Here is a 20,047-nt window from a genome sequence, read left to right as displayed (position 1 = left end):
GGAGTTGCAAGTGACCTTGACAAGCCAAGGCGTCGCACCAAAAAAGTGCATACAAGAAGCGTTTGATGCCGACGAACATGCCCAGAATTTGACCCGCTGGCAGCAGCAATACGACCAACTAAGTCCTGGTCGCTTTTATGGTCGGCTGGATGAAATTGAGCTGTCCGCCATGCAGGTATTCAAAGAACATACAGGGCAAGCCCTACGCCAAGACTGCCGCGTGTGGGCTGACTCCCTATGGCTAGGCATACCCACGCGGGCGACAGGTTCACGAATTAACGGGCAGATGTTGGAAAAGCATGAGGTGATGTGCCACCCCGGCGGTCACGATTTTGAACTGGTGACGCCAGAAGCATTTGATATTTATGGACTGGTGATACGCATGCCGATCTTACAGGCTGCCGCCCATCGGCAAGGCGTGATACTCGATAATGAGTGGCAAGGGTCTCCACGCCGCCGGGTTGCACCCGACACGCTGCACGCGGTGTCGTTTTTACTTGAACGCTTACTCTCACATCAGCAGGGCACCATCGCTGAAAATGTGCATCAAGATATTTTACTAACGGGGCTACTGGAAGTACTGCAAGCCAATCCAGTAAGCCATGAACTGCCACCCAGCTACGCCCACAGAAAAGCCGTAGTTGACCGGGTCAAGTACTATGTTGATGAACACTTAGAAGGTCCAGTGACCATGGATACGCTATGCGAGCTAACCCATGTCAGCCGGCGTACGCTGCAATACAGTTTTACGTCTATCCTAGGTATTAGCCCGCTGCAGTTTTTACGTTTAACGCGGCTTAACAGAGTGCGACGCGCCCTGCGTAAGGCAGCGCCTCACCAAACGGTAACTGACATTGCCACCCACTGGGGCTTTTGGCATTTGGGACAATTCTCTCATGACTATAAGCAGCAATTTGGTGAAAGCCCTTCGCAGACGTTGAACAGGATTGACTGAGTGCGCGGCAGCCCTTTCGGGGTGGCAATCCTATGAAGAGGTAGTAACCCTATGGTGAACACCACCGCATGGAACCGCTTGCGTTACAGCCTTTACGCGCCAATCTACGACCTAGTAGCGACTAAAACGTTTTGCAAACCACGTAGAAACGCACTTGGCCAAGTGGATTGGGAACCCGGCATGCGCGTGCTATTGGTGGGAGCTGGCACCGGATTAGACCTGCCATATTTACCTCGCGAGTTGGAGATTCATTTAACCGACCTTACCCCCGCTATGGTAACGCGCGCACGTGAACGCGCCGAACACGCTCAGCGTGATGTGGAGTGTCGTGTGATGGATGCCGCAGCGCTAGACTACCCAGATGAGCACTTTGATGTGGTTGTCATGCATTTGATTTTGGCGGTGATGCCCAAACCAGAACAGGGACTAACCGAAGCCTACCGGGTACTGAAAAACGATGGTCAACTATGTGTCATGGATAAATTCCAACCCGACTCCCATGCTGCCGGACCAAGCCGGCGAGCGTTGAACGCCATCACTTCATTGATTGCGACCGACATTACCCGCCAAGCAACACCACTGTTGCAACAGGCAGGCTTTACTATTCGCCGTGATGAGCCGGTGTTAATGAATGGCCTTTTTCGCGCACTGTTAGCGATAAAGTAATTGACTCGGCCTGTTCCCTTTTTCACACATTATTGCAAAATAAATCTACAGAAACGACACTGCCGTCTAATATCAGTATAATTAAAAGCCGTATCGTTAATGCTTACTCGCCTCATCCATACTGTAAGGTGCCTAATGCCTAAAGCTGCCGTAAAGCGCTTTCGTCGCTTGCCTGAAGAGGAACAGTCCCGTGTCATTGAAATGGCCTGGGAGGACCGCACCCCGTTTGAAGCGATCGATACCCTGTTTGGCCTAGGGGAGCCGGACGTCATCGAGGTAATGCGCCACCAGCTTAAGCCAGCCTCGTTTCGGCTATGGCGCAAGCGAGTTACTGGCCGTACCACGAAACATACTGCTTTGCGATCGCCGGATGTTTTACGCGGCTATTGCCCAACCCAATATAAGCGTTAATTCACTTATCCAACGATAATAGAACACCGCCATTTTCAAAACGGATCTTTCTAGCCGCCGCCTTTATGTTATATTATCACATAACATGAAACCCGTTTAGAGGTGCTCGCAATGACCGCGTTCTCTCCCCTGCCCGTGACCGTGCTCTCGGGCTTTCTTGGTGCCGGTAAAACGACCGTACTCAACCATATTCTTGCTAACCGTGAGGGCCGTCGCGTCGCGGTGATTGTCAATGACATGAGCGAGGTCAATATTGACGGTGCCTTAGTGCGTGGCGGCCCAGGCGAGTCCACGCTGGATGGCGAGGTGGCGCTGAACCGCTCTGAAGAGCGCTTGGTAGAAATGAGCAACGGCTGCATTTGCTGCACGCTGCGTGAAGACTTGCTGGAAGAAGTTAGCCAACTGGCCAGGGAAGGTAAATTCGATTATCTGGTGATTGAGTCTACGGGTATTTCCGAGCCGCTACCGGTGGCGGAAACCTTCACTTTTGAAGATGAAAGTGGCCAAAGCCTTTCCCACGTTGCGCGACTGGATACGCTGGTCACGGTTGTTGATGGGGCTAACTTCCTAGCCCAGTATCGCGAAGCGCAAAGCCTCGCGGAAGCGGGCGAAAGCTTGGGTGAAGACGACGAACGTAATGTCGCCGACCTGCTGGTCGACCAAATCGAGTTTTGTGATGTGCTGTTGATCAGCAAAACCGATCTGATCAATAAAAAAGAGCTTGATGCGCTAAAGGCGATACTGCGCTCACTGAACCCTGATGCGGAGCTGGTGCCCATCACCCAAGGCAGCGTGCCGCTAGAAAAAGTGCTTAATACCGGTAAGTTCAACTTTGAGCGCGCCCAGCAAGCACCCGGCTGGCTAAAAGAGATGCGTGGCGAGCATGTGCCGGAAACCGAAGAGTACGGTATCGGCAGCTTTGCCTACCACGCCCGCCGCCCCTTCCACCCGCAGAAATTCCACGACCTATTGAATCAGGAGTGGTTTGGTGAGGGGCTGCTGCGCTCGAAAGGCTTTTTCTGGCTTGCCACACGGCCACGCTATGCAGGCCAATGGAGCCAAGCAGGCGGCATTGCCCACCACGGCCCGGCGGGGGTGTTCTGGAAAGCGATCCCCGAAGCTAACTGGCCGGAAGATCCTGAAACTCGCCAGTTCATCATGGAAAAGTGGCAGGAGCCGTTTGGTGATATGCGCCAAGAGCTGGTGTTTATCGGCCAGAACTTGGACCAAGCCAAGATGCGTGACGCCCTAGACGCCTGCCTGCTAAGCGAAGCTGAGCTATTACAAGGTATGGAAGCTTGGAAGCAGCTACCCGATCCTTTCCCTGTCTGGGAATAGCGATTAGCTGCCTGAGCTAGCTAAACACCGCTCTGCCCATTGCCTCACGTCAGGGTAGGCACGCTGCTCAAAGACCGCGAAGCCGTTAAGGCCCCGGGCTTTGAGTGGGATAAAGATCGGCATGGTTAAGCCACACAGAAAATGCGCCAGTCGCTGGGCACTGGGTGGCTGACCAAATATTTCGGTGTGGCGTTTAATCAGTGGCGTGGCATAACGGGCAAACTCATTTTCAGTCAGCGAGGGTAGCGGCGGCGCTGTCGGCAACTGAACCGGATTGCCATAACAAACCGAGCAGTGCCCACAGCGGCCCTGCTCGGTTTGAGGTAATGCATCGTTTGGCCCATCGAACGTAGTATCCCCAAAATACTCGGCTAACCGACGTGTTAAGCAGCTTTTTGACTCAAACAGCGCCAGCATAGAATGCAGCCGCTCAATTTCGATTTGCTCCCGCTTCAGACACTCATTAAACAACTCGCTCGCAAGCTGCTCGATCAAAAAATCTGGCTGGCAAACGTCATACACGTCGGTCATGCGTTTACCTTCCAGGGTCAGCCAGCCTTTATCCTGGAAGTACTCAAGCGCGGTAATCACGCGGGCACGAGACGCATCAATTTGCTGCGCCTGACCAGCGTGATGCAGTCGCTCAAAATCTACTGTTCCCCAGGTGCGAGCAATAGCAATATTGTCGATCAACAAACGTACAAAGGCCGCCCGCTCTCCTTCAAAACGCCCCACCAAGGCAGTAGGCTCAATGTGGTAGCGCAAACGATACTCGGCTAAGAACGCAAAGCGCGGCGCAATAATGCCGTGCATTTCTAACCGCACCAGCAGCGTTTTGAGCGGCAGCAAGCGGATATTGGTATCTCGGGAAAGCGTAGTAAGCAGCACTTCCCACTGGCGATCTGGCGCCTGACCAGCTGATGAGATTTCTTCCAGTAAGCGCAAAATTCCCGCGTATTCAGGTGTGTCGCCGTAAACGAAGTTCTCCAGCACCCGCAGCCCATCGCGTCCGGCAATTGTTAAACAGGTGGAAGGCAACCCGTCGCGCCCCGCTCGGCCAATTTCCTGGCTGTAGTTCTCAATCGATTTAGGCAGATCAACGTGCACAACGTTACGGATATTGCCTTTATCAATGCCCATGCCAAAGGCAATGGTAGCCACAATGCAGGGGGATTCGCCGCTCATGAATTGGCGCTGAATGTTGTCACGGCGGGCTGAATCTAAACCCGCGTGGTACGCCTGGGCGGCAATTCCCTGGGCTGCCAACGCACTTGCCACCTGCTCGGCAGTTTGCTGCAAAGTGACATAAATAATCGTCGGGGCTTCGTTGCCAGGCGGCATTTGTGGTTTAAGCCAATCAATCAACTGCTGCTGGCGATTTTCCATCGCGGGCGCTACCAACAGTTCCAAATTGGGGCGGTAAAAACCGGTGGTAACAACATTTTCCGGCGCAATGGCAAACTTCTCGCGCATATCAGCGATAACGGCGGGCGTGGCCGTGGCTGTCAGTAGCAACACCTGGGGAATAGCGAAATCGCGCTGATAGTCGGGTAGTTTGAGGTAATCGGGGCGGAAGTTATGTCCCCATTCCGAGAGACAGTGTGCTTCATCAACTACCAGCAGCGATATTTGTACTTGGCGTAGAAAGTGCCGAAAACGCTCGTTCTTAAGCCGCTCCACCGACACCATGAGGATTTTTAGCTCACCGCTTTTGGCCCGCTCCATCACATCACGGGTCGTATCACGGTCTTGGGTCGAATCAATACTGGCCGCTGGAACACCATGGCGCGCCAAAAAAGCAAGTTGATCCTGCATCAGCGCCAGTAGCGGCGAGACCACCAACGTTAGGTGCGGAAGATGCAGTGCAGGCAGCTGATAACAGAGCGACTTTCCCGCGCCGGTAGCAAATATCGCCGCGCTAGAATGCCCGGCTAATACTCTGGACACCACCGCTTGTTGGCCGCCGCGAAATTCATCGAATCCAAATACTGCCTTCAGCGTTTGCTGCGGTGATAGCGAGGTCATAGCCGTTCCTTGGAAAGTCATCAATACGAAAGGGCTAAGCTAACGCGTTCACATCGTTTTCACCAATGCGTCATTTTCACCCGTTGGTCGCTTTTTCAATTAACGGCACCATTAAGTGCAAGGCTGCGGCTTTTCGTTCTGGCTGGGAAGCGCCAGCGCCTGCCAGGCATCAAAGGTGGTAAAAAACACCTGCCCCGTTAGCTCGCGGTAAAGCGCGGTGTTCGTTAAACGGTCCATCACAGGCCCTTTCACTTCAGCCAAATGCAGCGCTGCGCCCGCATCTTTTAGCCGCCCGTTAATGGCTTCTAAGCTTTCAAGAGCAGATGCATCAATCACATTCACCGCTTGGCAGGTGAGGACAATATGTTTTAACGAAGGCGAACGAGCAGCTAGCGCCATCACGGTATCTTCTAGGTAGCGAGCGTTAGCAAAGTAAAGGCTTTCATCAATGCGTAGCATGGCAACGTGCTCATCAGTTTCAACCTCATGGCGCTTCACATTACGGAAATGTTCGGTGCCCGGCACACGCCCCACCACCGCACTGTGAGGCTGGCTGGTACGATAAAGGTGCAGCCCCAGCGAGAGCACCACGCCGCTGATAATGCCAACTTCTACGCTGTGTAGCAGGGTCAGCAGCAAGGTCGCCACCATCGCCACGCCGTCGCTGCGGGAGTATTGCCAAGTACGCTTTACTGCAGGCAGGTCAATCAGCGTTCCTACGGCCACAATAATCGTCGCGGCCAGCGTTGCTGTGGGTAGAAATGCCAGTAGATCAGTGAGCAACAACGTGGCAAGCACGATACCTAAAGCGGTAAATGCGCCAGCCAACGGCGTTGCCGCGCCCGCTTCAAAATTGACGACCGAGCGTGAAAAGCCACCTGAAACCGGTGACCCACCACTGACCCCAGCCCCTAAATTGGCCATTCCTAAAGCAATTAGCTCTTGGTTAGGGTCGATACGCTGACGGCGCTTAGCGGCCAGCGTTTGTGCCACGGAGACTGACTCCACAAAGCCTACTAAGCTTATTAGTAACGCCGCAGGCAGCAGGCCAAGCCACAACGACTGGTCTAGGCTAGGCAGCGCAATGGCGGGCAAGCCACTAGGCACAAAGCCGACCAAATCCACACCGCGCTGATCTAAATTAAGCTGCCAGGCCAGTAGCGTGGTGACAACCACTGCCGAAATCGGTGCGGCTTTAACCATTAAGCCAGCAACGCTAGCCGAGATACCCATGGCCGTCAGCCAGGTGTTCAAGCGTTTGCGACACACTAGCAGATAACCCCATACCCCCAAGCCAATCATCAATGTAATGAGGTTAACCTGCTGCCACTGACTGAACAGTGCACTCAGCAGGTCAAAAACATTATGCCCAGCAGCCTCAACGCCCAAAATATGTTTGAGCTGGCTAATGGCGATCAAAATACCCGAGGCAGTGATAAATCCTGAAATCACTGGATGGCTTAAAAAATTAACCAAGAAACCCAACCGCAGAACGCCCATGGCAATCAATATCAACCCTGAAAGCGCCGCCAACACAAGAGCAGCGCCAATGTATTCAGGGCTGCCGGGGGTAGCAAAGCTGCTTAACGCAGAGGCTGTCATTAGCGCTGCTACGGCTACCGGCCCCACTGCCAAGCTGGCACTGGTACCAAAAATGGCATAAAGCACCAGCGGTAGCATGCTGGCATACAGCCCCATCTCTGGTGGCAACCCCGCCAGTAAGGCATAGGCCAGCGCCTGGGGCACCAGCATTAGCGTCACAATGACTGCTGCCAGCGCATCCCGTGAGAATAGCGCGCGGTTATAGCTTTTTAGCCACCCCACTAGCGGCACCCAACGCTCAATCATCATTCGGACTACTCGCTATCACAGTGAAACTAAACACGTTACATCACAGCTCATTTCGTCTGCGGCCATCAATAACGACGCAATAGTGACGGTTATACGCTTTGATTTTCGAGCCCCTGGCGGTGCTCTTCCAAATCGAAACCGGCTGCTTTTGCGGCGCAAAACAGTTCCGCCAAATCGCACTTTTCAGTGTGGCGCTTGGCGTAGGCCCAAAGGTGGGTAGCGCGCTTACCCGACCGGCAAAATGCCAATATTGGCCGAGGTAACTGCTGCAACGCTTCAGCAAAAGCAGCCACATCCGCTTGGCTATACTCGCCAGGCGTTACTGGAATGTGTACCCAATGAAGCCCAATTTCTTCTGCTTTACGGCGGTACGCACTTTCACCTGGAAACTCGGTGCTTTCGCCGGGCTTGCAGTTACAGATCACCGTGCTAAAGCCCTGTGCTTTTACTTGCTCAAGCTCCTCGACTGTAAGCTGTGAGGTGATCTCGACGCCCTTTTCTAACGGCTGTGTTTGCATATTTTCTCCTCGCCCAAGCTCGTTAACATTAATTGTTATAAGAATAGCTTATTGTGGAATATAAACAATAGCGCACTAAAAAAACACCCGAGCCCTGAGCAAGAAAAGGCCCGAATGGAGCATAAAGAGTGAAGGAAAAAAGCGGGGTGAAGAGGAAAACGTAATGCTACTGAGCGCTGTCGCCACTAGGACAGACTTGGCTCACTAAACGCCTTCTCTAAAGCAAAGCGCGGCTGTGGCTGGCCGTCTTTGGTAACGCTTTCGGTGAACATCTCAAGCGGGCGCACCCACAGGCCGTAGTCGCCGTAAAGCGCACGATAAACCACTAGCGCTTCTTCACTTTCACTATGCTGAGCAGTGCCCAGCACTTCGTAAAGACTGCCTTTATAGTGACGATAAATACCAGGAATAGGCGCGGTCATTCACTTTCCTCTTGTTTAGTCGTTAATGGCATGGACTTAGCGGCTTTTTTAGCCAGTCGTTCGAGCACTTTTGAGGCAGCGACAAAACCAAATGCACCGGTGACAAAAGTGGCTGCGCCAAAGCCTGAAGCGCAGTCTAGACGGGTAGCGTCACCGTTGCCGGGTTTTTGCAGGCAAACTTCGCCGTCAGCGCTGGGATACACTAATTGCTCATCAGAATAGACGCACTCAACGGAAAAGCGCCGCTTTGGATTACGCGAAAAACCATAATCCCTGCGCAGTCGTGAACGCACTTTAGAAAGCAGAGGGTCGTGTTCAGTGCGCGTTAAATCCGCCACCTGAATACGCGTGGGGTCTGTCTGACCGCCTGCGGCTCCCGTCACGGTAATCGGCAGTTTATGCCGTTTGCACCAAGCGATTAGCGCCGCCTTAGCGATCACACTATCAATAGCGTCCACTACATGGTCGGCATCATCAGGAATACGTTCAGCGAGGTTGGTTGGCGTAACAAACGCACTATCAGCCACGACCTCTATTTCAGGGGCAATTAGGCGGCAGCGCTCGGCCAGCACCTCAACCTTGGGAGCGCCAATCGTACCGTCTAGAGCATGAAGCTGACGGTTCACATTGGATACGCAGACATCATCCAGGTCGATCAGCGTAAGCTTGCCGATTCCCGAGCGCGCCAGAGCTTCTACCGTCCAACTGCCAACGCCGCCTACGCCAACAACGACCACGTGGGCATGGCGAAATGCCTCAGCGGCACGCTGACCATACAAGCGGCGAATACCGCCAAAGCGAACGTCATAATCCGAAGACATGGCAGGCTCTCTCTAATAAAAACATGATGCGCTTTCCAGCGGCGCTACATTGGCGCTATAAAGCGCTATCTTTCCTGAAGCGCGGCTGGCTTGGCAGTGGGCGGGGTACGCACGCTATCGAGCGGTAAGTGGCCACTCCATCCGAACTGCTCGAACACGCGTTTCATGGTCTCATCGAGAGCGCAGCCTAATTGAATGCGCTTTTCGATGAAGGGGTGATTAAAGGCTAAATAGGTAGCCGCCAGTAGTAAACGGGGAGCATCCAACTGATCCGCAAAAAAGCGGTTGTGAATACTTTTACCATGCTTGGCATCGCCAATAATGGGGTAACCACGCCGTGAAAGGTGGCGGCGAATCTGATGCCGCCGGCCAGTGAGGGGCTGCGCTTCCACCAACGAATAGCGTGCCACCGGATAGCGGTCTACCTGTATCGGCAGCTCAACACTGTCCAGGCGACGAATATCAGTCATCGCGGGCATAGCAGGCATCTCCGCTTTGGGCCGTGTGCCATCCTCTTCCCGAAGCGGGTAGTCCAAACGTTCGCTCTCAGGCGCTTTACCGCGCACCACCGCTAGGTAACGCTTTTCCACCTGCCGTTCGCTGAAGGCTTCACTCAATAAAGCCGCCATCTCAGATGACAAACCAAACACCATCACGCCGGAAGTGGGCCTGTCTAAGCGATGCACTGGATAAACCCGCTTGCCAATTTGGTCACGCAGGCGTTGAAGCAAAAATTCTGTTTCGCCACGCGCCAACGCCGAGCGATGCACTAAAAGCCCTGACGGCTTATGCACTGCAACGAGATACTCATCCTGATAGAGGATGTTGAGTGGCGTCATAACGCTCCCCAGTAAAAAACTAACCAACGAAACAGGGAGCTATTGTCGCGGCTTGACAGCGAGATGTCATCCATCGCTAACGTTATCCAGTAGGCAAACCTCACCTTTACGCAATCCATTGGCGGAGTTATCTAGGGGCAGCTACCTTGAAGTAGCAACTCGTTATACGAGCTTCCATGGATAAGGACAGGAGAATTGCACTATGCGTTACTCACTACCGTTAACAGGCATGGCCGTGGGTTTGTTGCTGGCATCCACCGTTCAGGCCAATGAAACGCTCGACGTTGACATGCACAAGGTCAGCGCTGAAGGAACTGAAGAGTCTATAGGGACTATCGCTATTGAGCACACTGAGCACGGCGTGTTGCTTACGCCGTCGTTGACTGACCTAGAACCTGGCGTATACGGTTTTCATGTCCACCAAAATGCCAGCTGCGAGCCTGCCGAGAACGATAGCGGCGAAATGACAGCAGCGCTGTCTGCAGGAGGTCATTACGACCCTGAAGAAACTGGCACCCACCAAGGTCCCTACGGCGATGGCCATCTAGGCGACCTACCAGTTCTCACGGTGAATGAAGACGGCGAGGCCAACTTGCCGGTGCTGGCACCACGCTTGAGCATGGAAGATATGCCGGGACGCAGCCTGATGATTCATGCTGGCGGCGATACGTACTCGGATGAACCTCACCTAGGCGGTGGCGGTGCACGCATGGCCTGTGGCGTGGTTGAATCGTAATGCTGTAAAGCTAAAAAAAGCTGAAGCAAAACGACATCTTATTATGATTGGTAACGAAAAACGGGCAGCCATAGGGCTGCCCGGTGCTGCTTTGATTAAACCCCAGTGCTGCTTTAATTAAACAGTATCGCTTTAATTAAATAACCAGAAGTTACTCTTCGTCAGTCGCCAACTGCATATGTTTTTGCAGGTAGTTTTGGATACCAACCTTATCGATCAAGCCAAGCTGCGTTTCAATGTGGTCAATATGACCCTCTTCATCGGCAAGCAGATCACGCAGTAGATCACGGGTTACGTAATCTTTGACGCTTTCACAGTAGGTGATTGCTTCAATATAGTCTTTACGACCGTCGTGCTCGATTTTTAGATCACTTTCGAGCATTTCTTTAACGTTTTCGCCGATATGCAGCTTGCCTAGATCCTGAAGGTTAGGAATACCTTCAAGGAACAGAATACGTTCAATCAGCTTGTCGGCGTGCTGCATCTCTTCGATGGATTCATCGTATTCCCACTTGGCAAGCTCTTTAAAGCCCCAATCCTTATACATTTTGGCATGCAAAAAATACTGGTTGATCGCTACCAGTTCGTTGCCGAGGGCGATATTGAGATGCTGAATGACCTTGGGATCACCTTTCATGACGTCACCTTTCTTAGTGTGCAATTACGCTAACTAGAGAGTATAGGCCATAAACAGGCTTACTCCCAACGATGTTGGGAGTATATAGGAAGTAACTAAAAACTCAAAAAAATCATATGTTTGCTAACGAAAACCCTAACAATAGTGATTCGCGTCATACAGCGTAAGCGAGACTCATATCCGCCTCGCAGCGCGCCTCTTGGACCGCCTCGCGGGTAAGCGATTTAGCAAAACAGGCGCATTTACCACACTGGGTTCCACAGCCTGTAGCTTCACGTACTTCTCGCCAGCTGCGCGCTCCGTCGCTGACGTGCTGGCGAATCTGATGGTCGGTTACTCCCTTGCACACGCAAACGTACATGGCGACACCTCATAAAAGTCATGAGATGAATGTAAATGATTCGCATACATCTTTTCAAGTAGAAATGGATGCTTTTTGGTAGCCATTCGTCTTAATAAAAATGAGCTATAGGATAACGCCTTGTCACAGCACAATTTTCGCCAAAACAGGCGATGATATTATTTTTTTGGTAGCACCACGGTTTGCGTATTAGAGGCGATATCTGGCCAGCTTCTGCGCTGCGGATCAAACAGTACCCACCAGTACCCAATACCAAGTGCTGCCAAGGAAAGCCAAGCTGTCACACAACGAATCAAACTTTGCTTGAGTGTAATCGCATGTCCATCGATGGTTTGCACCCGCAGTCGCCAAGCCTGCATACCTAATGTCATACCCCCACGCCGCCAGGAATAGACAAAAAATAGCGTGACAAAGAACAACAGCATTAATCTCAGGCTCCAAATATCGAAAGGGGTCGTACCAATCTCTTCAGCCTGCTGCCCTAACACAAACCGAAAAAAAGCCAGATGCGCCACCGTCACTGCGATCCAAATGGCTGTCACTAAAAATCCGTCATACAGCATTGCGCCCAAGCGGCGACCTAAACCCGCAGGCCATACGCTATCTAATTGGGTAAAGCGTCGGGATTTGGTCATATTGCTCGTCACCTGGCTAATCCTCTTTTAAGTACCAAAGCCCCAACTAGCCGTTGCGGCGCAAGAAATAAATACCTACCACCGCACAAGCCAAGGTTGGCACTAATACCGCCCACACTGGTGAAAAACCAAAAATAGTGGATGCAGGTGCCAGCAGATCTTGTACATATTTAAAGATGAGGCCGGTCACCACGCCATAAAACACGCGCGTACCTGCAGCCACCGTACGCAATGGACCAAACACAAAGGAAGCAGCGATTAATACCAGCGACCCCATTGTTAGCGGCATCAATACCTTTTGCCAGAAGTAGAGCAGCGGCTGATCCGCTTGGAGGTTTTGGCTTTTCAAAAAATTGGCGTACGCCCACAGTTCACTAGGCGCCTGGCTCTCGATATCACGCAGCAAACGTTCCAATTGGGTGGGCGTTAACGCCGTCTCCCAAGCTGCATGTTGCTGATACTCCGATTCAGTATGGTCATCAAAAATACGCGTCGTAGTCACTCCCTCAAGCTGCCACGCGCCCTCTTCCCAGCGCGCACGGTTAGCGTGGGTGGCCTCAATTAGCCGACGCTCATCAAAACGATAGCGTGTTAAATCCAGCACCACGTTATCCGCACGAATAGCACCAAAGCGATAGACACTCTCTCCTTCGAACTGCCAGCCACTCCGGCTAGTTAGCTGCGCCCCTTCTCCTTGACGCTGTTCTAAACGCCATGCCTCGGCAAACTGCTCAGTGCGCGGAGATACAAATTCAGCAACCAGCAGTACCACAACCACCACTAACAACACCGGTTTCATGACGCCCCAGACAATCCGTGCAAGGGACCGGCCGGCAGCGCGCATGACGGTTAATTCATTGCTGGACGCCATGCTCCCTAGGCCAATTAGCGCACCAATCAATACCGCCACCGGGGCATATTGATAAAATCGCCAAGGCAGTCGCATCCCCAGATAAATCAACACATCTAACGCGGTATAGTTGCCCTGGGTGTCGCCTAAATCACCGATATAGGCAATGGTAATATCCAGGCCAAGTAAAACGAACTGAACAACAATGATGGCCGCCAATACGTTGCGGGCAATATAGCGGTCAAGACGATCAGCAAGCATGAGTTAGCCCCTTCATTAGCGCATTCCTTTACGTTGCGAGTGCCATAGCAGCAGGCAGCCAAGCGCCAAAAACAGCCCGTGTACCGGCCAAACCCCAAGCGCAACTGCCAGCGCGCCGCTGCCAATGGCATCCACCGCCGCCAATAGCAGGCTTAAATAAGCGACATAAAGAAAAACAGCAGGCAACAGTTTGGCAAACCGACCCTGGCGAGGGTTTACTCTGGAAAGCGGCTGAGCTAGCAATGCCAATATAAACACCATTAGCGGCAAACCTACACGCCACTGAAACTGCGCTTGGGCACGAGGAGTGGGGTCGTTCCATAGCTCAGCCGTGGTCGCGTACTCTAATGAATCCAGCTCTTGTCTATTTCGGCTTAAGCCCAGGCGCAGCGTGTAACGTTCAAAGGTTAACCGCTCGGCAGCCTGCTTTCCCGGTGTTACGCCATAGCGCTCGCCATCCTCCAGCACTAGAAAACGGCTACCAGTTTCCACGCTGGTTTCCTGATAGCCAGAGCCTGCACGGGTCACATAGCTATGGGTCTTTTCCGCACCAGAAACAGGCTGCTCATGAACCAGCACCTCCTGCATTTCAGTGCCATCACTGCTGAAGTCGCTGATATAAGCGGTGCGCCCCCCACCAAAATCCTGAAAACGCCCTGGCGCTAGTACTGACACATCTAATCGGCTGCGCTGCTCTTCAAGCGCTGCCTCAGTTTGTAGTGCACCCGCAGGTGTTAGCCACAAACTACACAGTCCTACCAGCACCGCCACGACCGAAGCAGGCAATAGTGTTACTCGCAACAACCGCATAGGACTCATACCACAAGCCACCATCACGGTAATTTCGCTGTTCATATATAGCTGACCATAGGCCAGCAATATTCCCAGGAAAAAAGATAGCGGTAAAATCAGCTCCATAAATCCAGGCAGGTGAAAAACCATGAGGCTGCCTAAGATAGTGACCGGAATGTCGCCCTCTGCCGCATCAGAAAAATAGCGAATAAAGCGGCTGCCCATGATCACCAGTAATAAAATGCCAGCCACCGCCGACATCGTCAGTAACACTTCGCGAGTTAAGTACCGAAATAAAATCAACGCACTCTCCGGCTAGTAGCGCAGGTTGCAATGCAATGCGCCCATGGCTTGGGTACACTAATCAAACTGTTATTAAAAAACCTGTTATCAAAAACCTGTTATCAAAAACCTAGGTAACGGGGCATTATCCCGAATCACTCGATGCTTGTCTTGTTGGAGACGTCATGGAATTTTCCGTTCAGACCGCAAACCCAGCCAAAGCCGAAACGGCTTGCCTCGTTTTGCCTGTCTTTAAAGGTAGCGACTTACTGCCCGCCGTCGCCAAGTTAGATGACGCAAGCGAGCGGCTCATTGGTCAGTTACTTGATCGTGGCGACTTTGATGCCGCGCTGGGCAATGTACAGATTGTCCCCTTCGCACCGGGCTTGGGCGCTGAACGTTTGTTGCTCGTTGGCCTAGGCGAACGGGCCAAATGTCAGGAAGCAGCATTTATTAAAGCCTTAGATGCTGCCATGGCAGCGTTGACCAAGCTGCCAATTGATGAAGCTAGCGCTACGTTTACCGACGTTCCCCTCGAAGACCGCGACACTGCTTGGAAAGCTCGTAAAACACTCGAAGCAGCTGAACGCGCTATTTACCGCTTTGACCAGTTCAAATCATCTCCCGCAAAAGCCCCTAGCCTAACCAAGCTGAACCTTATTGTCAGCGATGCCGACGAGGCCCCCATGGCCAAGCAGGGCGCTGCATTGGGTGTCGCCATTGGCCAGGGCATTAACCTTACCCGCACGCTGGGCAACCTTCCCGGCAATGTTTGTACGCCTCGCTACCTTGCAGGGCAAGCCGAGCAGCTTGGGCGCGATTCCCAAGGCGCGCTTGAGGTTGATATTTTAGATGAGGAGGCGCTGGAAGCGTTGGGAGCAGGCTCACTGCTTTCTGTTGGACGCGGCAGTCAAGAACCGACACGCCTTATCGTGATGAAGTACCAGGGTGCGGAAAATCCTGAAGAAGCGCCCCATGTGCTCGTGGGCAAAGGCATCACCTTTGACACCGGTGGTATTTCGCTGAAGCCCGGCGAAGGCATGGATGAAATGAAGTTCGACATGGGCGGTGCGGCTAGCGTATTCGGCACCGTCAAAGCAGTGCTCGCCATTAAGCCCAAGCTAAACGTGGTGTTTATTGTTGCCGCCGCTGAAAACATGCCTGACGGTGCGGCCACTAAACCCGGCGATATTATCAAAACCCTGAAAGGGTTGACGGTTGAAGTGCTGAACACCGATGCCGAAGGCCGCTTGGTGCTCTGCGATGCGCTGACCTACGCTGAGCGTTTTACCCCGGCCAGCGTGGTTGATATTGCCACCCTGACCGGTGCTGTCATTATTGGCCTTGGCCACCACGCAACGGGCCTGCTTTCCAACGACGATGACCTGGCGCTCGATTTGCTCGACGCTGGCGAAGCAGCCTGGGATCGCGCCTGGCACCTGCCGCTATGGGATGAGTATCAGGAACAACTAGAGTCCAATTTCGCCGACTTAGCCAATATTGGTGGCCGCCCGGCCGGTACCATTACAGCAGCGTGTTTCCTATCGCGCTTTGCCGATCACTTCCCATGGGCGCATCTGGATATCGCCGGCACCGCTTGGCACTCCGGCAAACAAAAAGGCGCCACTGGCCGCCCAGTAGGGCTATTAACCCAGTATTTGCTTGATCGTGAGACCGATGCCCAAGTAGAAAATAGCGACAGCTAACATCACAATCAGGCGATCAACGGTTGCCATTGGTTGACGTAAACGTTACATCTAAGGGCATTAGCGTGCGTGCTGTTCTCAGAGCGCACGCTACACCAAATAAACACTAACACTTGCCCTTCGGGGCTAGGCTATAGCGGAGAGAATACGCCGTGCCCACAGCTTCAGATACCCAGCTTGAGTCTCATTTTGAAACGCTGCCGTCTAATCAACCGATGGCTGATGAGATTCGTGACAACATTCTGCAAAACCCAGGTTTTGGCAAGCACTTCACTGACCATATGGCCCACGTCCGCTGGACAGTCGACGCCGACTGGCACGGCCATCAAGTGCGCCCCTATGGCCCACTAACCCTCGACCCAGCGGCCTCTGTGCTGCACTACGGTCAGGAAATTTTTGAAGGCATTAAAGCGTATCGCCATGCCGATGGCTCTATCTGGACATTCCGCCCAGAGAAAAACGCCGAGCGTTTTCGCCGCAGCGCCCGCCGTTTAGCGTTGCCGGAGCTTTCCGATGAAGATTTCATCGGTTCACTGAAAGCGCTGCTGGCCCAAGACCACACCTGGGTACCTACACCTTCCAGCGATGCCGACGAGTGCAGCCTCTACCTGCGTCCGTTTATGATCGCCTCCGAAGCCTTCCTAGGCGTACGTCCGGCTCATGAAGTCGACTACTACGTGATTGCCTCACCGGCGGCGGCTTACTTCAAGGGCGGCATAGAGCCGGTGTCTATCTGGCTCTCTTCCCACTACAAGCGCGCAGCCCCTGGCGGCACCGGCTTTGCCAAGTGTGGCGGTAACTATGCAGCCTCCCTGGCAGCCCAGAAAGAAGCCGCCGCAAACGGCTGCAGCCAAGTAGCGTTCTTAGACGCCGCTGAAAACAAGTGGATTGAAGAACTAGGCGGTATGAACCTGTTCTTCGTTTATAAAGATGGTCGTTTAGTGACGCCCCGCCTCACCGACACCATCCTGGAGGGCGTTACCCGCAACTCCGTGCTTACCTTGGCAAAAGATGCGGGCCTAACACCGGAAGAGCGTCCCATCAGCATCGATGAATGGCGCGAAGGCGCTGCGTCTGGCGAGATTACCGAAGTGTTCGCCTGCGGCACAGCAGCGGTAATTACCCCGGTCGGCGAACTGGTCACTGAAAACGAGCGTATTCGTTTACAAGGCAATGGCAACAACGAAATTGCCAAGCGCATCCGTAAAACGCTGCTCGACCTACAATATGGCCGCAGTGAAGATAAATACGGCTGGCTCACCCGATTGGTATAAATCAGTTGGTATAAATCAACGGGTATAAACCGACACCCTACCGCCGCTAGCCGCGGTGGTAGGGACGGGTTTTGAAAAAAGCGGGAACCGCTGGAGCCTTTGATGGCACGTATCGATTTTTATATCCTTCCTGACACCACCCTGGAAGCGCGTCTGCAGTTTGCTTGCAAGCTAGCAGAAACCATCCACCGCAAAGGCTATCGGTTACACCTGCACTGCGAAGATAAAGCTCTGGCCGAACAGGCTGACGAGGCCCTTTGGCAGTTCCGTGAAGATGCCTACCTCCCCCACGCGCTGGAAGACAGCGACATGGCCGCCAGCGTGCCGATAACGCTAGGCTGGCAGCAACTCCCTGTGCCAACGCAAGAAACCGCTCTACTGAACTTACACCCCGACATTCCCGACGGCGTGGAACGCTACGTCCGCATTGCCGAAATTATCAACCAGCACCAGCAAGTTCTGGTCGCCAAACGCGCCTGCTGGCAGCGCTATAAAGAAATGGGCCATGAAGTGGTGCCGCATAAGTTGGGGTAACCTTTTTACCATCTGGCCACGGATGCATAACCACTTACACTAGCGCCATACATAACAATAACTCAGAGGAAGAGTCACTCAATGCGCTTTCCTACTCGGCTTGCATCCACCCAACCTTCCCATGCTTTTTTAGCGCGCGCCCCGTTGGCGGTAATTGTCATCGCCCAGCTGTTTGGCACTTCACTGTGGTTCAGCGTTAACGGCGTAGGGCTTGCGCTTCAACAGGCCGTTGGTTTGAGTGAAAGCGACCTGGGGCTGCTCACCATTGCGGTGCAAGCAGGTTTTATTACCGGTACGCTGCTCATTGCTACCACCGGCCTTGCCGATCGCGTACGCGCCAGCCACTTGTTTGCTATCTCAGCAGTAGCAGGCGCGCTGATTAATGCCGCGTTTATTGGCGTCGCCGACAGCGTCAGCTTAGCGGTAGCAGCACGCTTTTTGGTCGGGCTGTGTCTTGCCGGTATTTATCCACTCGGTATGAAATTGGTAGTGAGCTGGACACCCAGCAACGCAGGCTCGGCACTGGGCTGGTTGGTCGGCATGCTGACTCTGGGCATTGCCTCGCCCCACTTACTGCGCGGGCTAACGCTGCACTTGCCATGGCAGTGGCCGCTGTTGCTGGCTTCTGCCCTGGCACTGCTCGCCGCACTAATGATTTTTAAACTAGGCGTGGGGCCACACCTGCCCGCCAAAGCCAGCGGCGGACGCCCCTGGGCGGGGCTGTCTGCATTCAGGCAAAAGCACTTCCGCGCCGCGGCACTTGGCTACTTTGGCCACTGCTGGGAGCTATACGCCCTGTGGGCGCTGGTGCCCTTTTTAGTTACTAGAGAGCTGGAACGTCTAAGCGCAGCGCCGGGCCTTCAGCCATGGCTAAGTTTTGCGGTGATTGCGTTGGGCCTACCTGGCTGCGTTTGGGCTGGCCGCTGGAGCCGCCGTGTGGGCAGCGCGCGAGTGGCCGTTGTGGCGCTAGCAACCTCCGGCATGCTTTGTTTGCTCTATCCACTGTTAGGTGGCACATCGCCCTGGCTACTGCTAACTCTGCTAGGGATTTGGGGCATTAGCGTGATTGCCGATTCCGCGCAATTTTCCGCGCTGGCGGCAGCCACCGCGCCACCTGAGCGCCTCGGCGCAGCGCTGGCGATGATGAATGCCATTGGCTTTGGGCTAACGATTCCGTCTATCGCCCTAGTCACTGCCCTATGGGTAAGCCAAGGCCCCTGGGTGATATGGTGGCTACTACCTGGCCCAGTGCTTGGATTAATCGCCATGCGTGGGCTCTCTTCAAGTAAATGATTAGCGCGTGTTCTTGGTAAGGTAGCCGCCTTATTATCACCACCACAAAGGTTTTCCTATGGCCCACGCTGCCCACTGGGTGCCGCTTGACGTTAAGCGCCACAGCGGTTTGATGTGGCAACGTTTTACTGCCTACCATTTTGCTCAGCACATTACCCAGGCAAGCCTAGCAGAGGCCGAATTACGCCATGCGGCCGCTAGTTTTCCAATTGGGTTCACCCAGACAGCACTAGGCTGGCAGGCCGTCGCACTGCTGGGGCTGCGCGATGAACAAAATCTCATCGTCGATAGCCAAGGGCGCTGGCGCGCGGCGTATGTGCCCGCCGCCCTGCGCAGCCACCCCTTCGGACTGCATGCTGAATATCCTGAAAAGCTATGCATCGACCAGCACTCACCCTTTGTGGTGGCGCACCTGGATGCCGAACCTTTCTTTAATCAACACGGCGAGCTAGCCAGCTTCCCCCAACACGTACTGGCTTTTCTCCAACAGCGGGAAGCGGGTTGCCAGCGAGTTGCACAGCAGCTTGATGCATTGGCCAATGCCAAGCTGCTCACGCCTTGGCAGCCAGAAGGCTATCAAGGCAGCACGCCGTTATATCAAATTGATGAACCCGCCTGGAAGGCACTATCCGCTGAACAAATGGGGCTTTTCTGGCAATTGGGTGCCGTCCCTTTAGTGTACGCTCAGCTCATATCCCAACAGCAGCTTGGCGTTCTTCGCAGCCTCCTTCAACGGCCAACGACACCGCTGCCAGAAGCAAGCGCTTCCCGCCCCCTTTCCGAGTGGCAAGAAGCGTTCAGCAGCGAAGAGCGCTATCAATGGCCGGATCCCTCTTAATT

At 53.6% G+C, this 20,047-nt stretch carries 21 protein-coding genes; 10 read left to right on the top strand and 11 right to left on the bottom strand.

The annotated features are described in order from the left end of the window. The first annotated feature begins 10 nt into the window (after positions 1-10). The 4 genes from CR46_RS0117450 (at position 11) to zigA (ending at position 3,370) form a co-directional block, all read left to right on the top strand. The gene (locus CR46_RS0117450; protein ID WP_030074859.1) at positions 11-955 is read left to right on the top strand and encodes a helix-turn-helix domain-containing protein; all 945 of its coding nucleotides are present in this window, start codon (positions 11-13) and stop codon (positions 953-955) included. Positions 956-1,006: 51 nt separating this feature from the next. Further along, complete coding sequence (locus tag CR46_RS0117445) at positions 1,007-1,621, top strand: class I SAM-dependent methyltransferase (protein ID WP_030074858.1); 615 nt, start codon at positions 1,007-1,009, stop codon at positions 1,619-1,621. A 135-nt stretch (positions 1,622-1,756) separates the two neighbouring features. After that, on the top strand, positions 1,757-2,032 hold the full coding sequence (locus CR46_RS0117440) for a TIGR03643 family protein (protein ID WP_030074857.1): 276 nt from the start codon (positions 1,757-1,759) through the stop codon (positions 2,030-2,032). A gap of 111 nt (positions 2,033-2,143) precedes the next feature. Continuing rightward, positions 2,144-3,370, top strand: a complete 1,227-nt coding sequence (zigA, locus tag CR46_RS0117435) for a zinc metallochaperone GTPase ZigA (RefSeq protein ID WP_030074856.1) — start codon at positions 2,144-2,146, stop codon at positions 3,368-3,370. 3 nt (positions 3,371-3,373) lie between these two features. On the opposite strand, the gene CR46_RS0117430 is transcribed toward zigA, so the two are convergent. The 6 genes from CR46_RS0117430 to CR46_RS0117405 all read right to left on the bottom strand — a co-directional run bounded on the left by CR46_RS0117430 (position 3,374) and on the right by CR46_RS0117405 (position 9,846). Continuing rightward, entirely contained in the window at positions 3,374-5,395 is a 2,022-nt protein-coding gene (locus CR46_RS0117430) for a RecQ family ATP-dependent DNA helicase (RefSeq protein WP_030074855.1), read from the bottom strand. Positions 5,396-5,506: 111 nt separating this feature from the next. Continuing rightward, a complete protein-coding gene (locus CR46_RS0117425; RefSeq protein WP_030074853.1) occupies positions 5,507-7,246 on the bottom strand; it encodes a SulP family inorganic anion transporter in 1,740 nt (579 codons plus the stop codon). Between the two features lie 89 nt (positions 7,247-7,335). Continuing rightward, complete coding sequence (locus tag CR46_RS0117420; RefSeq protein WP_030074851.1) at positions 7,336-7,764, bottom strand: protein tyrosine phosphatase family protein; 429 nt, start codon at positions 7,762-7,764, stop codon at positions 7,336-7,338. Between the two features lie 185 nt (positions 7,765-7,949). Continuing rightward, on the bottom strand, positions 7,950-8,186 hold the full coding sequence (locus CR46_RS0117415; protein WP_030074849.1) for a DUF1653 domain-containing protein: 237 nt from the start codon (positions 8,184-8,186) through the stop codon (positions 7,950-7,952). Continuing rightward, the gene (gene tcdA, locus CR46_RS0117410) at positions 8,183-9,007 is read right to left on the bottom strand and encodes a tRNA cyclic N6-threonylcarbamoyladenosine(37) synthase TcdA (protein WP_030074847.1); all 825 of its coding nucleotides are present in this window, start codon (positions 9,005-9,007) and stop codon (positions 8,183-8,185) included. The genes CR46_RS0117415 and tcdA overlap by 4 nt, the downstream gene beginning before the upstream one ends. Positions 9,008-9,072: 65 nt before the next feature. Further along, positions 9,073-9,846 carry a pseudouridine synthase gene (locus CR46_RS0117405; RefSeq protein WP_030074845.1) on the bottom strand — a complete coding sequence of 258 codons (774 nt, stop codon included), beginning with the start codon at positions 9,844-9,846 and terminating at the stop codon, positions 9,073-9,075. A gap of 202 nt (positions 9,847-10,048) precedes the next feature. Between CR46_RS0117405 and sodC the strand changes: the two genes are divergently transcribed. After that, on the top strand, positions 10,049-10,582 hold the full coding sequence (sodC, locus tag CR46_RS0117400; protein WP_030074843.1) for a superoxide dismutase family protein: 534 nt from the start codon (positions 10,049-10,051) through the stop codon (positions 10,580-10,582). A gap of 151 nt (positions 10,583-10,733) precedes the next feature. Here sodC and bfr read toward each other — a convergent pair whose 3' ends face one another. The 5 genes from bfr to lptF form a co-directional block, all read right to left on the bottom strand. Continuing rightward, positions 10,734-11,219, bottom strand: a complete 486-nt coding sequence (gene bfr, locus CR46_RS0117395) for a bacterioferritin (protein ID WP_030074841.1) — start codon at positions 11,217-11,219, stop codon at positions 10,734-10,736. A gap of 154 nt (positions 11,220-11,373) precedes the next feature. Then, the gene (locus CR46_RS18270; RefSeq protein ID WP_083001105.1) at positions 11,374-11,580 is read right to left on the bottom strand and encodes a (2Fe-2S)-binding protein; all 207 of its coding nucleotides are present in this window, start codon (positions 11,578-11,580) and stop codon (positions 11,374-11,376) included. Positions 11,581-11,738: 158 nt separating this feature from the next. Continuing rightward, positions 11,739-12,215 (bottom strand): RDD family protein, encoded by a 477-nt coding sequence (locus CR46_RS0117390; RefSeq protein ID WP_030074839.1) that lies wholly within the window; start codon positions 12,213-12,215, stop codon positions 11,739-11,741. A gap of 46 nt (positions 12,216-12,261) precedes the next feature. Then, complete coding sequence (gene lptG, locus CR46_RS0117385) at positions 12,262-13,326, bottom strand: LPS export ABC transporter permease LptG (protein ID WP_030074837.1); 1,065 nt, start codon at positions 13,324-13,326, stop codon at positions 12,262-12,264. A 15-nt stretch (positions 13,327-13,341) separates the two neighbouring features. Continuing rightward, complete coding sequence (lptF, locus tag CR46_RS0117380; protein WP_030074835.1) at positions 13,342-14,421, bottom strand: LPS export ABC transporter permease LptF; 1,080 nt, start codon at positions 14,419-14,421, stop codon at positions 13,342-13,344. 164 nt (positions 14,422-14,585) lie between these two features. Between lptF and CR46_RS0117375 the strand changes: the two genes are divergently transcribed. From CR46_RS0117375 to CR46_RS0117355, 5 genes are all read left to right on the top strand, one after another. After that, positions 14,586-16,106 carry a leucyl aminopeptidase gene (locus CR46_RS0117375; RefSeq protein WP_030074833.1) on the top strand — a complete coding sequence of 507 codons (1,521 nt, stop codon included), beginning with the start codon at positions 14,586-14,588 and terminating at the stop codon, positions 16,104-16,106. 152 nt (positions 16,107-16,258) lie between these two features. Beyond that, a complete protein-coding gene (locus CR46_RS0117370) occupies positions 16,259-17,380 on the top strand; it encodes a branched-chain amino acid aminotransferase (protein WP_030074831.1) in 1,122 nt (373 codons plus the stop codon). Between the two features lie 102 nt (positions 17,381-17,482). Then, the gene (locus CR46_RS0117365; protein WP_030074829.1) at positions 17,483-17,914 is read left to right on the top strand and encodes a DNA polymerase III subunit chi; all 432 of its coding nucleotides are present in this window, start codon (positions 17,483-17,485) and stop codon (positions 17,912-17,914) included. Positions 17,915-17,995: 81 nt separating this feature from the next. Further along, a complete protein-coding gene (locus tag CR46_RS0117360) occupies positions 17,996-19,207 on the top strand; it encodes an MFS transporter (RefSeq protein WP_051690216.1) in 1,212 nt (403 codons plus the stop codon). A gap of 58 nt (positions 19,208-19,265) precedes the next feature. Beyond that, positions 19,266-20,045 carry a SapC family protein gene (locus tag CR46_RS0117355; protein WP_030074824.1) on the top strand — a complete coding sequence of 260 codons (780 nt, stop codon included), beginning with the start codon at positions 19,266-19,268 and terminating at the stop codon, positions 20,043-20,045. Positions 20,046-20,047: the final 2 nt, after the last annotated feature.

Origin of the sequence: Vreelandella neptunia (genome assembly GCF_000712975.1) — a bacterium.
In the GTDB taxonomy this organism is placed as follows: Bacteria; Pseudomonadota; Gammaproteobacteria; order Pseudomonadales; family Halomonadaceae; genus Vreelandella; species Vreelandella qaidamensis.
This window is presented reverse-complemented; position numbering and strand designations above follow the sequence as displayed.

What these genes read in the sequence shown, in the direction of transcription:
- lptG (WP_030074837.1), bottom strand. Translation starts at nt 13,326, where the DNA reads ATGCTTGCTGATCGTCTTGACCGCTATATTGCCCGCAACGTATTGGCG.
- CR46_RS0117420 (WP_030074851.1), bottom strand. Translation starts at nt 7,764, where the DNA reads ATGCAAACACAGCCGTTAGAAAAGGGCGTCGAGATCACCTCACAGCTT.
- CR46_RS0117430 (WP_030074855.1), bottom strand. Translation starts at nt 5,395, where the DNA reads ATGACCTCGCTATCACCGCAGCAAACGCTGAAGGCAGTATTTGGATTC.
- CR46_RS0117445 (WP_030074858.1), top strand. Translation starts at nt 1,007, where the DNA reads ATGGTGAACACCACCGCATGGAACCGCTTGCGTTACAGCCTTTACGCG.
- CR46_RS18270 (WP_083001105.1), bottom strand. Translation starts at nt 11,580, where the DNA reads ATGTACGTTTGCGTGTGCAAGGGAGTAACCGACCATCAGATTCGCCAG.
- bfr (WP_030074841.1), bottom strand. Translation starts at nt 11,219, where the DNA reads ATGAAAGGTGATCCCAAGGTCATTCAGCATCTCAATATCGCCCTCGGC.
- CR46_RS0117390 (WP_030074839.1), bottom strand. Translation starts at nt 12,215, where the DNA reads ATGACCAAATCCCGACGCTTTACCCAATTAGATAGCGTATGGCCTGCG.
- tcdA (WP_030074847.1), bottom strand. Translation starts at nt 9,007, where the DNA reads ATGTCTTCGGATTATGACGTTCGCTTTGGCGGTATTCGCCGCTTGTAT.
- zigA (WP_030074856.1), top strand. Translation starts at nt 2,144, where the DNA reads ATGACCGCGTTCTCTCCCCTGCCCGTGACCGTGCTCTCGGGCTTTCTT.
- CR46_RS0117365 (WP_030074829.1), top strand. Translation starts at nt 17,483, where the DNA reads ATGGCACGTATCGATTTTTATATCCTTCCTGACACCACCCTGGAAGCG.
- CR46_RS0117355 (WP_030074824.1), top strand. Translation starts at nt 19,266, where the DNA reads ATGGCCCACGCTGCCCACTGGGTGCCGCTTGACGTTAAGCGCCACAGC.
- CR46_RS0117425 (WP_030074853.1), bottom strand. Translation starts at nt 7,246, where the DNA reads ATGATGATTGAGCGTTGGGTGCCGCTAGTGGGGTGGCTAAAAAGCTAT.
- CR46_RS0117360 (WP_051690216.1), top strand. Translation starts at nt 17,996, where the DNA reads ATGCGCTTTCCTACTCGGCTTGCATCCACCCAACCTTCCCATGCTTTT.
- CR46_RS0117415 (WP_030074849.1), bottom strand. Translation starts at nt 8,186, where the DNA reads ATGACCGCGCCTATTCCTGGTATTTATCGTCACTATAAAGGCAGTCTT.
- CR46_RS0117440 (WP_030074857.1), top strand. Translation starts at nt 1,757, where the DNA reads ATGCCTAAAGCTGCCGTAAAGCGCTTTCGTCGCTTGCCTGAAGAGGAA.
- CR46_RS0117405 (WP_030074845.1), bottom strand. Translation starts at nt 9,846, where the DNA reads ATGACGCCACTCAACATCCTCTATCAGGATGAGTATCTCGTTGCAGTG.
- CR46_RS0117375 (WP_030074833.1), top strand. Translation starts at nt 14,586, where the DNA reads ATGGAATTTTCCGTTCAGACCGCAAACCCAGCCAAAGCCGAAACGGCT.
- sodC (WP_030074843.1), top strand. Translation starts at nt 10,049, where the DNA reads ATGCGTTACTCACTACCGTTAACAGGCATGGCCGTGGGTTTGTTGCTG.